The sequence below is a fragment of the Shewanella dokdonensis genome (assembly GCF_018394335.1).
In the GTDB taxonomy this organism is placed as follows: Bacteria; Pseudomonadota; Gammaproteobacteria; order Enterobacterales; family Shewanellaceae; genus Shewanella; species Shewanella dokdonensis.
The window spans coordinates 1,843,895-1,860,745 of sequence record NZ_CP074572.1 but is presented as its reverse complement, the minus strand read 5'-3'; the positions used below and the strand labels follow the sequence as shown (position 1 = coordinate 1,860,745).

Below are 16,851 nucleotides of genomic sequence, written 5' to 3'. Positions count from 1 at the left end.
GTCTGCGACTATTTCTTCAGCTTGGCAAAAGCTTCAGCAAATGCATTTCCCATAGCCGCATTCATAGGTTTTGCTGTTTCCTGCTTCTTATGTGGTTGCGGCTTACTGTGCTTAGTGTCTTTCTTTGCCGCTGGCTTAGCCGTTGGTTTCGATACGGCAGATTTAGCTTCCGGCTTCTCATCAAGCCGCATGGTAAGACTGATGCGCTTGCGCGGGACATCCACTTCCAGCACTTTGACTTTGACCACATCGCCAGCTTTCACCACGGTATGGGGATCGCTGACAAACTTGTCGGTGAGCGATGAGATATGTACCAAGCCGTCCTGATGCACCCCAATATCGATAAAAGCACCAAAATTAGTCACATTGGTAACCACACCTTCGAGCAGCATTTCTGGCCGTAGGTCGGTTATCGCTTCCACCCCATCTTTAAAATGCGCCGTCTTGAACTCACCGCGTGGATCACGCCCCGGTTTATCCAGCTCTTTCAGAATATCGGTCACCGTGGGCAAACCAAACTCAGCGGTAGTGAAATCCACAGGATTCAAGCTTGCCAATAACGCAGAGTTACCTATCATCTGCGCCAGTGGTGTACTTTTAGCGCGAGAGATATTCTCCACCAGCATATAGGCTTCTGGATGCACCGCGGATTCATCCAATGGGTTATCACCGCCATGAATGCGCAGGAACCCCGCCGCCTGTTCAAAGGCTTTTGGCCCAAGGCGCGGTACCTTCAATAAAGTTTTACGATCCGTAAAACGGCCATTTTCATCACGGTAATCGACAATATTTTTCGCCAGTGTGCGGTTGAGTCCTGCCACCTGACTTAACAGTGGTACCGATGCCATGTTGACATCTACGCCCACGCTGTTAACACAGTCTTCCACCACGGCATCCAGGGAGGTAGACAACTGGCTTTGACTGACATCATGCTGATACTGGCCCACGCCAATCGACTTGGGTTCTATCTTCACCAGCTCGGCCAAAGGATCCTGCAAGCGGCGGGCAATAGAGACGGCGCCACGCAACGACACATCCAGATCGGGAAATTCGTTGGCAGCCAGTTCAGAAGCTGAATAGACCGAGGCCCCAGCTTCGCTCACCACCACTTTGGTAAGTCTTGGTTGCTGTTCTTTAACTGCGTTAATGACCTCGGCCGCTAGTTTGTCGGTTTCTCTGGAGGCTGTTCCGTTACCGATGGCGATCAGTTCAACCTGATGCATATTAACCAGAGTCGCGAGCGTCCTGACCGATTTGTCCCATTGATTTTGTGGTGCATGAGGGAAAATAGTAGTGTGCGCCACCAGCTTACCGGTATCGTTTACCACCGCCACTTTCACGCCAGTACGTAATCCTGGATCAAGCCCCATGGTGGCTTTAGCACCGGCAGGAGCGGCCATCAACAGATCGCCAAGATTGCGTGCAAAGACTTTGATCGCTTCCGACTCAGCAGCTTCACGCATCTGCGCGATGAACTCGGTTTCCATCTGCAATGCGATTTTAATGCGCCAAGTTGCGGTCACAACGGTTCTTAACCAGCGGTCAATCGCTATGTCAGACAAGCGCCAGCCCAGATGCTCAGTGATGATCTGTTCACAATAGCTGCCATCTTTGGCTTCGCTCCCAGGATCGGCATTCAACGCAAGTGCCAGCATGCCTTCATTGCGGCCACGCAGCATGGCTAACGCCCGGTGCGATGGCACCTGACTGATGGGTTCTGAGTGCTCAAAGTAGTCGCGGAATTTGGCACCTTCCTGCTCCTTACCGCTCACAACTTTGCTTTCAAGTAGTGCATGTTCCGCTAAATGACGACGCACTTTGGCTAACAAATCTGCATCTTCAGCAAAACGTTCCATCAGGATATAACGGGCACCATCCAACACCGCTTTTTCATCGGCAAAGCCAGCTTCCGAGTTAAGAAAACGGGTTGCTTCACGCTCAGGCTCGACACTGGCATCGCCAACAGCGGCCAGCAACTGCTCAGCCAATGGTGCAATTCCTGCTTCGATGGCAATCTGGCCCTTAGTACGACGTTTGGGTTTGAATGGCAGATACAGATCTTCTAGGCGGGTTTTGGTGTCAGCATCATTGAGCGCTTTGGCTAATTCAGGGGTCAGCTTGCCTTGCTCGTCAATCGACTTGAGGATTACCTCGCGGCGCTCATTCAGTTCCCGTAGATAACCCAAGCGGCTATACAGTGTACGCAACTGGGTATCATCCAAACCACCAGTCACTTCTTTACGATAACGGGCAATAAATGGAACTGTGGCACCTTCATCTAGCAACGTAATAGTCGCCGCTACCTGCTGCTCGCGAACATCCAGTTCCTGAGCTATGAGTTGAGCAATATTGTGCATAAATCCAACAATCGGTTTATCGATTAGAGTTAAATGCGCCAACAATACCACAGAGTTCCATAAAATTTTATGGCTTGTTTAGCATCTGCAACTGAGTCGCTACGGATTTAGCATAAAAAAAGCCGATGCACTGCACCGGCTTTCAAGGAAGAGCAATTACCGCTTAGCCCTTAGGATAGACGTGAGCTACGCCCTTGTGACAATCCACACAGGTCTTACGCTTATCAGGCTCTTTCTGGAAATTCATGGTATGCATTCTTACAGCAATCTTCTTCATGGATTCCGGCTGATCCTGATAAATACGTGTATGACAATGCTGACAGTTAGCTGAATCATTCCCACGGAAGTATTCCAGCGCTTTATCGGCCTGTTCTTTACGATTTTCATCCAACCACGCCTGAGTGTTGAAACCATCGATCGTCAGGAAACCATAAAGATCCTTGGATACCACGATTTTCTTCATCAAATACTTGATTGGGCTGTGTGGCAGATGACAATCCTGACACTGTACAGTAAAACCATGTTCATTGTTGCCGTGGGCTGAAGCGAGCACTTCATCTTTCAATGAATGGTGACTGTGACAACTCATACAGAAAGCATCAGAGCTTGTTGCATGTAAAGTTTGCTGTGTTGCAAAGTAGCCTATCACGCCGACGACGATACCGACGACCAACAGTGACAGGATCGAATACTTTGCGCTGGGTTTGAATAGTGCACGCCAATTCATCACTCTTCTCCAATAAATGCTTTATTTTAGTAATTGGGCTGACTCTTTATCCGGTTCGGATTATAAACCAACATTACTTAATTAATCCGACCTAAATAAGCTAAAATGCGACAGACGTCTAACTCTGCACGGCCAACTTAACTAATTTAGTAACTTACTGCTACCACTTGTTTTTGCTTACGCTAATTACCAATTTGCCTATCTTATGTACAAAAATATTCAGTGATCCATCTCAAACAATTATCTTTTAAAATTTGAATTTTTACAAAACCCTTTTCTATTTTTTGTAATTCACATCTAAAAACTTACGCAATTAGGAGAAGAATTGGCCAAAAAATCTACCACTGATATTGATGGTACGAGCGCTGCCATTCAGTTAAGCCACTACTCAAAATGGACGGTAGCAATAACTTTGTTTCTACCCAATTCTAACTATCGATAGCCAGTAGCCATACTTAACCGCAACGAAAATCACGCTGCATCAACCACTCACCACAACGGTCAGATGCCTGCCTGCGCTCAGAGCGACGATATTGACTATATTAAGGATTGGATTAACGGCTCGACATTACCCACTGAGTTACCTGATGTAATTCAAATAACTGTGAATTTCCTCAAGGTAGCTATATGCTGGCATGATATGATTTAGACGATCATTATTTTGGGGAGTCTTATGCATTGGGTTCGTCGTCACATGGGGTTGATACTAACCTTGCTCGCGTTTGTCGGGCAGGGATTGCTATCTAATGACCATTGGATGATCCCTTCTGCTAAAGCAAATTCCGCAATGATGATGTCAGCAACCGGTCATCACAATATGACCGCATCTATGGATTGCCACCCACAAGAGACCGCTGCTCCCCAATGTTGTGATGGGTATAATGTTGCAAAAGAGCTTCCCAACGCTGCAACCCATCATTGCTGTGACGGCAAGGGATTCTGCAAAGGGGGCCACTGTCTGGTGATATCTGTAGCAGGCACAATATTGGCAGCCGTTTCCTGGCCGACCGCCAAACAGCCTGAAGTTGCCGTTGCAACGCCTATGCCTCATTTCCACTCTGTTGATGTTAATCCCAGCTTTAAGCCACCCATCGCATAACTGCTACGGCACACGTGTGCCTAAAATTTACTGAAACACTAACTGAATTAATTTCTTAGGTTTGCCACTGCCCTCTTAATGATCGCAGTACTACCTGCTATGGAGTGACATATGAAATCTGTAATTACCCTATTTTTTGCTGTTTTACTGAGCCTCGGTCTAACTAGTTACAGCTACGCTGCTGATACTGAACACCAACATTCAACGGCTGATGCGGCGGAAGTTTATCACTGCCCAATGCACCCAGAAGTCACCGGCCACAAAGGGGATTCTTGCCCTAAATGTGGCATGAAACTGGTTAAAGCTGAGGCGGTGGTCTACCACTGTCCAATGCATCCAGAGGTCACTGGTCACAAGGGTGATTCCTGCCCTAAATGCGGCATGAAGCTGGTACCTGCCGAATCCAAAGGCGAAGGTGCTATGCACATGCACCAGCACTAATCGGCCAGCGGGTGGAGATGAGGCATATGAGCAATAACCACAAACGTCGTCAGTTGGCCTGTGTCCTGAGTCTGGTATTGGCAACCGGCTCGCAATGGAGCTTACAGGCGCAGGCGCTGACCAATGAACATCCACAATCGGCGCAGCAAACCAGTGCTGCCGCTCAGGGCGCATATTATTGCCCGATGCATCCGCAAGAGCGCAGCGACAAACCGGGTCGCTGCCCTATCTGCGGCATGTTTCTGGTCAAGGATGACGCCACTGAGCCTAAGCAGTCACCCGCTGAGCCTAAGATAACCGCGCCTACGGGCGCGGCCTCTCAACCTGCCATGGTCATGCCTGGGGATAAGCCGATGACGGCTCAGCAGGCAAGTAATACCCAAAAAGTCTTCAGTCAGGTCGACACGGCCCAAGGCTCACATGGCGGCACTATCAAATATGTTTGCCCGATGCACCCACAGATTGTGATGGATGCGCCCGGCACTTGCCCTATCTGTGGTATGACCCTGCAAAAGGTGGAGATGGGCGGTCAGCAAGATACCGTCAAGGTCGAGGTCTCAGGGCAGATACAGCAAGCGTTGGCGCTCAAGGTCGCCAAGGCGTCACGGCAAACCATGTGGCGCTCGGTCAATACCGTGGGTGAAGTCGGCTATGACGAGAGTCAAATCACCCATATTCACTCGCGGGTGAGCGGCTGGATAGAGAAGCTCACGGTGCAGTCGTCTGGGGATGAAATCAAGAAAGGGCAGCTGTTATATGAAATCTATTCGCCTGAGTTGGTGAATGCCCAGGATGACTATCTGCTGGCCCAAGACACCCTCAAACGCTCGGGCAACAGTGAACGTTATCAGGAGTTGCTGCGCAAAGCGGGCTTACGTCTGGAACTGCTGGGGTTAACCCAAGGGCAAATCCAACAGTTGGCGAAATCCGGCAAGACCCAGTATCGGGTGCCTTTTTATGCTGAAAGCAGCGGCTTTGTGAAAAACCTGGATATCCGGGATGGTATGTACCTGCAACCCGCTACCGAAATCTTGTCCATGGTCGATTTGGATAAGGTATGGGTCATCGCCGATGTCTTTGAAAATGAACAAAGCTGGCTGGCGGTAGGACAACCGGCGGATGTCAGTATTCCTGCTATGGGCATCAAGGCCTTGCAGGGCAAAATCGATTATATCTATCCGGAACTAGACCCGGTCACTCGCAGCTTGCGCGTGCGGGTGGTGTTACCCAATAACGGGGAACATCTGCGGCCTAACACGCTCGCCAAAGTCTCCTTGTTTGGCGGTGCCAATGAAAATGCCTTGGTTATCCCACAAGAAGCGTTGATCCAAACCGGCAAAGAAAACCGGGTCATCGTGCAAGCCCCCGACCACAGCTTTACCGCTCGGCGGGTGGATGTGGGCATGATGAGCCGCGGCATGGTGCAAATCTTAAGTGGCCTCAATGACGGCGAGAGCGTGGTGCTTTCCGGCCAATTCCTGCTGGATTCCGAAGCCAGTCTCAAGGGCAGCTTAATGCGTCTTAGCAATCAGCATCAGGAGGCACACAATGCTGAAGACCATCATTGATGCCTCCATTCGCCAACGCGTGATGGTGCTGGTGCTGGCCGTGATAGTGATGGCGGTGGGCATTCATGCCATGAAACAAACCCCGCTGGATGCCCTGCCAGATCTGTCCGATGTGCAGGTGATTATTAAAACCGCATATCCCGGCCAAGCCCCTAAATTGGTGGAAGATCAAATCACCTATCCGCTCTCCACCGCCATGCTCGCCGTACCGGGAGCCAAAACCGTCCGCGGTTTCTCGATGTTCGGTGACTCTTACGTGTATGTGATTTTCGAAGATGGCACCGATATCTACTGGGCCCGGTCTCGGGTACTGGAATACCTGAGCCAGCTTGGCAGCCGCTGCCAGAGGGCGTACAGCCATCATTAGGGCCTGACGCGTCCGGTGTGGGTTGGGTATTTGAATACGCCTTGGTGGACAAAAGCGGCAACCTCGATTTGTCACAATTGAAGAGTCTGCAAGACTGGTACTTAAAACTGGAATTGCAGAGTGTGCCGGGGGTGTCTGAAGTCGCCACCGTGGGCGGCATGGAGCAAACTTACCAAATCGTGCTCGACCCGGATAAACTGGCCATCTACAAACTGGACATTGCCAGCGTGAAAGCCGCGATTACCAAGGCCAACAGCGAAGTGGGCGGCTCGGTTGTGGAAATGGCCGAAGCCGAATACATGGTGCGCGCCAAAGGCTATCGGCAAACCCTGAAAGACTTTGGTGAAATTCCATTAGGCATCGCCAGCCCCTCCGGCACCCCGCTGCTGTTGCGCGATGTGGCCACCATCCGCAAAGGCCCGGCGGCCCGGCGCGGCATTGTGGAGCTTAATGGCGAAGGCGAAACCGTGGGCGGCATTATCGTCATGCGTTATGGCGAAAACGCCCTCTCCACCATCAAAGCCGTGAAAGCCAAACTAGAGCAGTTAAAAGCCGGTCTGCCAAAGGGCGTAGAAATCGTCCCCACCTATGACCGTTCGACCCTGATTGAGAACTCTGTCGAAAACCTGGTGCATAAGGTGCTTGAAGAGATGGTGGTAGTCAGCATTGTCTGCCTCCTGTTTTTGATGCACGCCCGCTCCACCTTGGTGGCGGTGATCACCTTGCCGATGTCAATTCTGATGGCGTTTATCGTCATGAATCACATGGGTGTCAATGCCAACATCATGAGTCTGGGGGCATTGCCATCGCCATCGGTGCGGTGGTGGACGGCGCGATTGTGATGATTGAAAACATGCACAAGCATCTGGAGCATTTTCAACATGAGCATGACCGACGCCCCAATATCACCGAGCACTGGCACATTGTGGCCGAATCCTCCAAAGAGGTGGGCCCGGCGCTGTTCTTCTCGCTGCTGATCATCACCCTCAGCTTTGTACCGGTGTTTGCGTTGGAAGACCAAGAAGGCCGCTTGTTTACCCCGTTGGCCTACACCAAAACCTTTGCCATGGGCGCGGCGGCGATTTTGTCAGTCACTTTAGTGCCTATTCTGATGGGGCTGTTTATTCGGGGCAAAATCCCCTCTGAGACCAGTAACCCCATCAGTCGCGTGCTGATCGCCGGCTACAAACCGCTCCTGTCGTTAGTGCTGCGGTTTCCCAAACTGACCTTAGTGTTAGCCATTGTGACCCTCATCAGCGCTTGGTATCCGGCGACCCGCATGGGGAGCGAGTTTATGCCCGATCTGGAAGAAGGCGATCTGCTGTACATGCCCACCACCTTACCGGGGATCAGTGCCGGCAAGGCCTCAGAGCTGTTGCAGCAAACCGACCGGTTGATCAAAACCGTTCCCGAAGTCAAACGGGTCTTTGGTAAAGTCGGCCGCGCCGAAACCGCCACCGACCCGGCACCGCTGACCATGTTGGAAACCACCATCATGCTCAAACCGAAGGACGAATGGCGGCCGGGGATAAAACTGGAAGATGTGATTGACCAGCTGCAAAAGACAGTGAAAATCCCGGGGCTCACCAACGCTTGGGTGCAACCGATCAAGACCCGTATCGACATGCTGTCAACCGGGATCAAGACCCCAGTGGGGATTAAGATCACCGGTTCAGACATTAACGAGCTGCAAAGTATTGGGGCGCAGATTGAAGCGATTTTGATGCAACAACCCCATACCCGCTCCGCCTATGCCGAACGTGTGGGGGCGGCCGTTACATCGATATCACGCCGAACCTGGAAGTGGCTTCCCGCTACGGCATGACCCTCAGCGACATCCAGGATGTGGTGCGTTACGCCATTGGTGGGGCCGATGTGGGTGAATCCGTGCAAGGGGCAGAGCGTTACCCCATCAACCTGCGTTATCCCCGCGATATCCGTGACAACATTGAAAAGCTACGGAATTTACCGGTCGTCACCAAATCGGGTCACTATCTGCCGCTGCGCAATCTGGCGGATATTGAGATCACCGATGGTGCGCCCTCACTGAAAAGCGAGAATGGCCGCTTGATCTCGTGGGTGTTTGTCGATATCAAAGGCACCTCCATTGGTGAGTATATTGATACCGTCAAACCCATCCTCGCCGCCAATGTCAAACTGCCACCGCGCTATAGCTATAGCTTTGCGGGCCAATATGAATATATGCAGCGCGTCACCGCCAAACTGGAACAAGTGGTGCCCATGGCGTTAGCCGTGATCTTCATTCTGTTGATGATGACCTTTGGGTCGGCGCAACAGGCGGCCATTATCATGTTGTCACTGCCCTTTGCGCTGGTGGGCAGTACCTGGGTGCTGTATGGCTTGGGATACAACTTCTCCGCCGCGGTCGCGGTGGGGATGATTGCACTAGCAGGGGTGGCCGCAGAGTTTGGGGTGGTGATGTTGGTCTATCTCAACAACGCCATTAAACATCGGCAAGAGCACAATATGTACCACAGCGTTAGCGACCTGAAAGCCGCCCTGATGGAAGGGGCAGTCATGCGTATTCGTCCCAAAGCGATGACAGTTGCCACTATCTTCTTTGGGTTACTGCCCATCATGTGGGGCGCTGGCTCAGGTAACGAAGTGATGCAAAAGATTGCTGCGCCTATGGTGGGCGGCATGATCACCGCCCCCGTCCTGTCACTGTTTGTGCTGCCCGCGATTTACTTGCTGCTGTATCGCAGTAAATTGCAACAGACTGATGAATAAGTCTTTCTTTCTAAGGTCACAAAAAAGGATGCTCTCAGGCATCCTTTTTTACATTGTTTTATCTCGTCCAGGAATCGGTAATAGTGCTATTCGCCGGGAGTCTCTGACTTTTTCTCACGGGCGAGTAATTCTTTAGCAGCGGCCAAAGGTGATTTACCCTGATACAACACTTGGTAGATCTGTTCGGTAATTGGCATCTCAACCCTCAACCGTTGCGCCAAGGTGTAGACTTCCTTGGTATTGCGATAACCTTCAACGACCTGACCAATCTGTTGCTGAGCGCTGTCAACATCGCAACCTTGCCCAAGTGCCAAACCAAAACGTCGATTACGGGATTGGTTGTCAGTACAGGTCAACACCAAGTCGCCTAATCCAGCCATGCCCATAAAGGTATCGCTCTTGGCTCCGAGCGCACAACCGAGACGCGTCAACTCGACTAACCCACGGGTGATCAGCGCAGTACGCGCGTTTGCACCAAAACCTATGCCATCAGACATGCCGGCACCAATAGCGATCACGTTCTTTACTGCGCCGCCCAGCTGCAAGCCGATAAAATCATCATTGGCATAAACCCGTAAACTTTTAGGGCTGTGCAACAATTCCACTAAATCAGCCGTAAAATCAGCATCGGTACCCGCCACCGAGATTGCGGTTGGCAATCCCGCCGCCAACTCTTTAGCAAAGGTTGGACCGGAAAGCACCGCTAGCGGATATTGATCACCGAGCACATCACGCGCAACGTCTTTTAATAATCGGCCGGTGTGCGGTTCTAAGCCTTTGGTAGCCCAGACGACACGGGCGTCTTGCCGTAATAACGGCTTAGCTGTCTGTAACACATCAGCAAACACGTGACTGGGAACCACTAGCAATACGTTTCGAGAAGCCGCCAGTGCCTTGGCAAGATCGGCTTCCATTATCAATTCGTCTGGGAAGTGGATCCCCGGCAGAAACTCTTCGTTACTGCGAGCAGCGGCCAGTCTTGCAACATGCTCGGCCTCGTGGCCCCAAAGCACGGTTTTATGGCCATTACTAGCCAGCGAGATTGCTAGCGCGGTTCCATAGGAACCCGCGCCAAGCACAGTGATATCTGCAGTATCAGCCATCAGGATCAAGCGTCAGCAGCTTCAGTCTGTGATGCGTCTGCCTGACGTGATTGTACATACTGGGCAAACAGTGCATCAAAGTTAACCGGTGCCAGATTCAGTTGTGGGAATGTGCCACGGGAAACCAGACTAGCGACCGCTTCACGCGCATAAGGAAACAGGACATTCGGGCAGAAAGCGCCTAAAGAATGGGCCATTTGTGGCTCGGTCAAGCCAGAAATAGTAAAAATACCAGCCTGCTGAACTTCACACAGAAACGCTGTTTCTTCGCCGTTTTGTGCGGTTACTGTCAATGACAGGATCACTTCATATACATCATCCGCCAGCTTAGCGCTGCGAGTATCCAGATCCAGTTTTACTTCAGGGGTCCACTCTTTCTGGAATACGGCGGGGCTATTGGGCGTTTCAAAAGAAACATCCTTGATATATACACGTTGAATATTGAACTGTGGGGCTTGTTGTTCGTTATTTGCTACTTCAGCCATAATGCTACCTATCCAATTGGTCCCGGCTTTCTTGAGCCGTTGTTATTACGGGAGACGGTGTTAAAGATACCGGGAACGGCCACCATCTTTTGAACGCCAGCAGCCAGACACGGCTACCAACCAAAATTAACGTTTGCTTTTCGACACCGGCAGGTTAGCAGATTGCCACTCGCCCATTCCACCTTTGAGGCTGAACACCTGTTCGAAACCTTGCTTCACCAACAACTCACCAGCTTGCGCTGAAGTCATCCCAGCGTTGCATACCAGTATAATGGGTTTGTCTTTAAGCTTTTCAAGGTTTGTGTTGGTATTATTTTTAATTTCTGCCATCGGAATGTTAATAGAATTAACAATATGTCCACGGCGAAAATCCTCTTTGGCACGTACATCCACCACCTGCGCATCCTGTTTGTTGATCAGTATGGTTGCTTCTTGAGGATTCACATTCTTCACTTTGGATACGGCGCCTTTAAACCAAGTAACCAACAGCGCGATAAATAATCCCACCCAAGCGATGCTCATAACCGGATGAGCTTTAAAAAATTCGATATATTCCTGCATGTTTATGACAGCCTGTTTTGTTATTGGGCAGTTAAGACCAGCGCAGAGTATACCCATAGCGATAGCAGATTGCAGCTGTTTCGGCCGCAGAATAGCGCGCGGGTTTACCGCGTTATGCGACTAAAGCTATCAGCACAATCGCTTGCACATGGCTTTTTTATGGCGTCAGGTCTGTAGTACCATGCAAACAACTAATATTCAGTTCTTGATTTCAACGGATATCCACATGAAGACGATTAAAGGACCACTGGCATTGTTAATCCTTGATGGTTGGGGTTATTCAGAACACTCCAGCAGCAATGCTATCTATCATGCGCGTACCCCAGTGCTAGACAAGCTGAATGCTGAGTACGCACATAGTCTGATTTCTGGGTCAGGTACCGATGTGGGGTTACCTGAAGGCCAGATGGGCAATTCCGAGGTAGGACATGTCAACATCGGCTCTGGCCGCATTGTTTATCAGGAACTGACGCGCATCAGCAAAGCCATCGAGGACGGAGAATTCTTTCACAATCCGGTACTGACACAAGCGCTTGATAGCGCCATTCAAGCTAATGGCGCAGTTCACATCATGGGGTTGCTGTCACCGGGCGGAGTACACAGTCACGAAGATCATATTGCCGCAATGTGTCGAATGGCCGTGCAGCGCGGTGCCAAACAGGTATATCTGCACGCTTTTCTTGATGGCCGCGATACCCCGCCACGTAGTGCCCGCGCCAGCTTAGAACATTTCGAGCAATTGTTTACCGAATTGGGCTGTGGCCGCATCGCTTCTGTTGTTGGCCGTTATTACGCAATGGACAGAGATAACCGCTGGGATCGTGTCTCAAAGGTCTACCAGTTAATCACCGATGGCGCAGCCCAATACACCGCGACCTCTGGCGTTGCGGCGCTAGACGCAGCCTATGATCGTGACGAAAACGATGAATTTGTCGCGGCCACTGCGATTACTGCCGGGGGCAAACCAGCAACATTACATGATGGTGATGCACTGATTTTTATGAATTTCCGAGCCGACCGTGCACGGCAGTTAACCCGGGCCTTTATCAATCCTGATTTTGATGGTTTTCCACGTCAACGCCTGTGCCAGCTGCATTTTGTTACCTTAACTGAATACGCTGCTGATATTAAAGCGCCTATCGCCTTCCCTAAGGAAGAGTTGGTTAACACTCTTGGTGAAACCCTGCAGCAACTGGGAATGCGCCAATTACGCATCTCAGAAACAGAAAAATACGCCCACGTGACCTTTTTCTTCAACGGTGGCTTAGAACGTCCCTTTGACGGAGAAGATCGCATTTTGATCAACTCTCCCAAAGTGGCAACCTATGATCTGCAACCAGAGATGAGCTCCACAGAATTAACCGACAAGTTGGTTGAAGCCATTGAATCAACTCAATATGATGTCATCATCTGTAATTATCCCAACGGTGACATGGTGGGTCATACAGGTAATTTCGCTGCCGCAGTCAAAGCTTGTGAAGCAGTAGATGCCTGTCTGGGGCGTGTAGTAGACGCATTGCAAAAGGTTGGTGGAGAATGCATTATCACCGCTGACCACGGCAATGCCGAAAAGATGGTGGATGAAAGCACAGGTCAACCCCATACCGCACATACCAGTGATTTAGTGCCTTTTATCTATGTTGGGCGCCAAGCCTCTATCGATGAAGGTGGCCGCTTAAGTGATATCGCACCGACCATGCTGACATTATTAGGGCAGAATATTCCGGCCGAGATGACCGGTCATCCATTGATCCACACACAAGAGTAAATACCGACTGGTGCATAAGCATGTCATAGCCAGCATAATTGCTGGCTTTCTTATATTCAGCCACTCGCTGCTAGCATCAGATCTAGAGCGCAGGCAATCAGAACTGAAGCAAATTCAGCAGCAGATTGCTGCCCAACAAAACGAGTTAAAAGACAGTAGTAAGCAACGTGAACAGTTGCTGACATTACTGAAACGCGACGAACAAGCTATTGGCGCTGCGGCGCGCCAAGTCAGCGAAACAGAATCACTTTTAGCCAATAGCCAGAAAAAGCTGATGGCATTAGATCAGCGAGCCACTCAGCTGGATAAATTGCAAAAAAGTCAGCAACAGACCCTTGCCAAACAGCTGAAAAGTGCTTTTCTTGCTGGCAATCATGACTACAGCAAAATGCTGTTACATCAGGAAGATCCCACCACTGTTGAACGTATGCTGGCCTATTATGAATTTCTCAATAAAGCGCGAATAGACGCCATAAACCAGCTCAAAAAGACCCGTGAAGAGTTGGTTAACGTGCAGCAGCAACAACAGCAGGAAAATGAGCGACTCAATCAACTCGCAATGGCACAACGAGCGCAATCTGCCCAACTAAAGCAGGAACAGCAGCAACGGCAGAATACCCTGAACGAACTGCAACGGGTAATTAACAGTAAGGCTTCTGGATTGGAGCAATTGCAAATAGAAGAAGCCTCATTGAAACGGGTAGTTGACGCGGCAATGAAAGCGATGCGTGATACCCCATCAATGAACGGGCTAACCCAGCTCAGCGGCAAATTGTCGTGGCCAACCAAAGGCAGCATGAAGAGTAGTTTCGGTAGCCGCCGTTCAGGAAACGTCAACTGGAAAGGGGTGATGATTGGTGCCGCCGAAGGGCAATCCATCAAGGCCATTGCTCCAGGCAAAGTCATTTATGCCGACTGGCTCCGCGGTTTTGGTTTGCTGCTGGTGATTGATCATGGCAAAGGCTTTATGAGCCTGTACGGCCACGCGCAAGCACTGTTGAAAGATGTGGGTGACGTGATCCACGAAGGCGACACCATCGCACTGGTCGGACGCTCAGGAGGACAAGCAGAACCTGGCCTATACTTTGAAATACGTCATAAAGGGAAGCCGTTGATCCGGCGCAATACTGCCGCCGTTGACCCGTATACTATTCACTCAAACTATCAGGAGCTGCATATGACCAAACTGATGCGCTATGTGCTCATCCTGACGACCGGCATAGTAATAGGGATATCGCTGAGTGTTGCCAGTTATAGCCCGCAAAATCCACGCCGAACAGCGGCAGCAGGCGATCTGATACTGCTGCATGAAGTCATTGAAACTATCGAAACCTACTATGTTGATCAGTTAAGCCATGAGCAGCTGGTTAATGCTGCAATTGATGGCATTTTCAAATCGCTCGACAGCCACTCCACATTTCTGAATGTTGAGCAAGCCAATGATATGAAAGACAGTAATCGTGGCGAATATTATGGTTTCGGATTTGAGGTGACACCCGACAAGCAACAACTCACGATCCAAACGGCATTTCCAGACTCTCCAGCCGCCACGGCGGGCATCCAAAAAGGGGACAGAGTCCTCACCTGTAACAATCAAATGATTAACGAACATAATCAGCAACAGGTTCTGGAGCAAATAAAGCAAGCCTCACAACAAAAACAAGCTATTGCTCTGCAACTTGAACGCGGCCATACCAAATTTAACGTGGTCATCAAGCCGGCCAGCATCCGCTTGCATTCCGTTCAGGCAAAACGACTGGCAGATAATATTGGTTATTTACGTATTTCTCATTTTCAGCAAGATACCGCGCAGGATGTTCAACACTGGCTGAATCTTTGGCAAAACCAAATAGGTGGTCTAGTGGTTGATCTACGAGATAATCCTGGCGGCTTGCTCGAACAAGCCGTAGCCATTGCGGATATGTTTCTCGATCAAGGCGTGATAGTTGCCACCAAAGGGCGTTACATCAATGCGAATGAAGTCTTCTACGCCTCCACGGGAACACTGATATCCAACGTGCCGATAGTCATTATCATCAATAAAGGCTCAGCATCTGCGGCAGAGATCCTGACAGCGGCATTACGTGATCACCAACGGGCGACCATTATTGGCGAGACCAGCTTTGGCAAAGGGACGGTACAGAGCTTAATTCCAAATCTTTATGATCGTGGTTCCATGATTAAACTGACCACCGCCAGATATACCACTCCTTTGGGTAAAATGCTTGACACTCAGGGGATAGAACCTGATATAAAAGTCACACAAGAAAACGGTGATGGTTCACTGACAATGGCTGCCGATATCGCCAAGACGGGTTATCAGATTACTCAAGATTACCAGTTTAACGCTGCCATCAGCTGGATTGAAACCCACAACCAATAACTCAAATATCCGTGCGCTTATTGTTTTTTTGTTTGTTACTCAGTTGCAGCTCACCACTAATGGCCGCCAAGCTGGCAATTATTATGGATGATATAGGTTACCGCCACACCGATGTGGAAGCCTTATCCTTACCTGCGGGCGTCACATTTTCCGTACTTCCCCATACACCGCTTGGTGCTCGCCTGGCTACGGCAGCCCACGCCAAAGGCCATGAAATAATGGTGCATTTACCCATGCAAGCACTGAACGGTAAAACCATGGGGCCAGGCGGACTGAATAATCAGTTGAACGAAAGTGAATTCAAACAACGGGTAGAGGATGCCATCAGCAGTGTGCCATTTGCCAAAGGCAGCAATAATCACATGGGAAGTTTACTGACACAATTAGATCGCCCCATGAGTTGGTTAATGACCGTCCTTAAACAACAAGATCTCTATTTTGTTGACAGTATTACAACCCGCTACACCAAAGCTGGAGAAGAGGCTGACGCATACAGCGTCCCATTACTGCGGCGTCAGGTATTTTTAGATAATCAAACATCAAAGTCGGCGCTAACCCGCCAACTGCAACAAGCGGTTCATCTGGCCAAAAGCGAAGGGCAGGTGGTGCTAATAGCCCATCCCTATCCAGAGACCATCTCTTTTCTTAAAACACAGTTACAGAAGTTAACCACTGAAGGAATACAACTAGTACATGCTTCCAGCTTGTTACCGTTGCAGGTGGCACAAAAAACAACAGCACCGCAGGAAAACAAAGCGCAACCGTGGCCGCTATCGAAAGGGAAAATTAATCCTCAAGCTCAAGCAAGGTAAACTCTGGTAACAATGCCGCTAATTCATCACGATTAGCCACGACATCAGCCAACGTATACTGATCCAGCACGGCCAGATAGGCTTTCACCGCACGGCCAAGGATCCCCTGCAACTTACAAGCAGGGGCAAAACGGCAATAAGGCTTACCGCAATCGATAGGCGCTAACGAATGCTCCAATGAACGTACCAACTGCCCAATATTGATCGCTTCCGGTGCCATCCCCAAACGAAAACCACCGCATTTACCACGAACTGTTTGTAGATAGCCTAATTTACCAAGATGATGCACAATCTTGGATACATGATTCGGCGACAGATCGAACACATCCGTTATTTCAGCGATCCTGAATAAAGTTTCTCGTTCGGGCTGCATCGCCAAATACATCAGAGTGCGCACGCCGAAGTCGGTATAACGTGTTAATTGCATGA

At 50.1% G+C, this 16,851-nt stretch carries 12 protein-coding genes and 2 pseudogenes; 8 read left to right on the top strand and 6 right to left on the bottom strand.

The features are described from left to right. Positions 1-8 precede the first annotated feature (8 nt). Entirely contained in the window at positions 9-2,357 is a 2,349-nt protein-coding gene (locus KHX94_RS08955) for a Tex family protein (RefSeq protein WP_213683131.1), read from the bottom strand. A 163-nt stretch (positions 2,358-2,520) separates the two neighbouring features. After that, a complete protein-coding gene (locus KHX94_RS08950) occupies positions 2,521-3,084 on the bottom strand; it encodes a NapC/NirT family cytochrome c (protein ID WP_213683130.1) in 564 nt (187 codons plus the stop codon). A gap of 673 nt (positions 3,085-3,757) precedes the next feature. On the opposite strand from KHX94_RS08950, the gene KHX94_RS08945 reads away from it, so the two are divergent. The 4 genes and pseudogenes from KHX94_RS08945 (at position 3,758) to KHX94_RS08930 (ending at position 9,310) form a co-directional block, all read left to right on the top strand. Next, on the top strand, positions 3,758-4,183 hold the full coding sequence (locus KHX94_RS08945; protein ID WP_213683129.1) for a hypothetical protein: 426 nt from the start codon (positions 3,758-3,760) through the stop codon (positions 4,181-4,183). A 111-nt stretch (positions 4,184-4,294) separates the two neighbouring features. Beyond that, complete coding sequence (locus tag KHX94_RS08940; RefSeq protein WP_244859383.1) at positions 4,295-4,624, top strand: heavy metal-binding domain-containing protein; 330 nt, start codon at positions 4,295-4,297, stop codon at positions 4,622-4,624. Positions 4,625-4,641: 17 nt separating this feature from the next. Next, complete coding sequence (locus KHX94_RS08935) at positions 4,642-6,192, top strand: efflux RND transporter periplasmic adaptor subunit (RefSeq protein WP_425314043.1); 1,551 nt, start codon at positions 4,642-4,644, stop codon at positions 6,190-6,192. After that, positions 6,173-9,310 (top strand): annotated as a pseudogene (locus KHX94_RS08930) (efflux RND transporter permease subunit). Before KHX94_RS08935 ends, KHX94_RS08930 begins: the two are co-directional and overlap by 20 nt. A gap of 86 nt (positions 9,311-9,396) precedes the next feature. Here the strand turns inward: KHX94_RS08930 and gpsA are convergent. The 3 genes from gpsA to KHX94_RS08915 form a co-directional block, all read right to left on the bottom strand. Beyond that, positions 9,397-10,413: an NAD(P)H-dependent glycerol-3-phosphate dehydrogenase gene (gene gpsA / locus KHX94_RS08925; RefSeq protein WP_213683128.1), complete on the bottom strand. Its 1,017-nt coding sequence runs from the start codon at positions 10,411-10,413 to the stop codon at positions 9,397-9,399. A gap of 5 nt (positions 10,414-10,418) precedes the next feature. Continuing rightward, the gene (gene secB, locus KHX94_RS08920; protein ID WP_213683127.1) at positions 10,419-10,898 is read right to left on the bottom strand and encodes a protein-export chaperone SecB; all 480 of its coding nucleotides are present in this window, start codon (positions 10,896-10,898) and stop codon (positions 10,419-10,421) included. 126 nt (positions 10,899-11,024) lie between these two features. Then, complete coding sequence (locus KHX94_RS08915; RefSeq protein ID WP_213683126.1) at positions 11,025-11,459, bottom strand: rhodanese-like domain-containing protein; 435 nt, start codon at positions 11,457-11,459, stop codon at positions 11,025-11,027. Positions 11,460-11,685: 226 nt separating this feature from the next. Here KHX94_RS08915 and gpmM point away from each other — a divergent pair, with 226 nt between their 5' ends. The 4 genes and pseudogenes from gpmM (at position 11,686) to KHX94_RS08895 (ending at position 16,422) form a co-directional block, all read left to right on the top strand. Beyond that, on the top strand, positions 11,686-13,227 hold the full coding sequence (gene gpmM / locus KHX94_RS08910; protein WP_213683125.1) for a 2,3-bisphosphoglycerate-independent phosphoglycerate mutase: 1,542 nt from the start codon (positions 11,686-11,688) through the stop codon (positions 13,225-13,227). Positions 13,228-13,237: 10 nt separating this feature from the next. After that, positions 13,238-14,367: pseudogene (locus tag KHX94_RS08905) on the top strand (murein hydrolase activator EnvC family protein). Positions 14,368-14,404: 37 nt separating this feature from the next. Continuing rightward, entirely contained in the window at positions 14,405-15,610 is a 1,206-nt protein-coding gene (locus KHX94_RS08900; RefSeq protein ID WP_213683124.1) for a S41 family peptidase, read from the top strand. Between the two features lie 11 nt (positions 15,611-15,621). Continuing rightward, the gene (locus KHX94_RS08895; protein ID WP_213683123.1) at positions 15,622-16,422 is read left to right on the top strand and encodes a divergent polysaccharide deacetylase family protein; all 801 of its coding nucleotides are present in this window, start codon (positions 15,622-15,624) and stop codon (positions 16,420-16,422) included. Here the strand turns inward: KHX94_RS08895 and KHX94_RS08890 are convergent. Beyond that, on the bottom strand, positions 16,397-16,849 hold the full coding sequence (locus tag KHX94_RS08890) for an Rrf2 family transcriptional regulator (RefSeq protein ID WP_213683122.1): 453 nt from the start codon (positions 16,847-16,849) through the stop codon (positions 16,397-16,399). The genes KHX94_RS08895 and KHX94_RS08890 overlap by 26 nt on opposite strands. Positions 16,850-16,851: the final 2 nt, after the last annotated feature.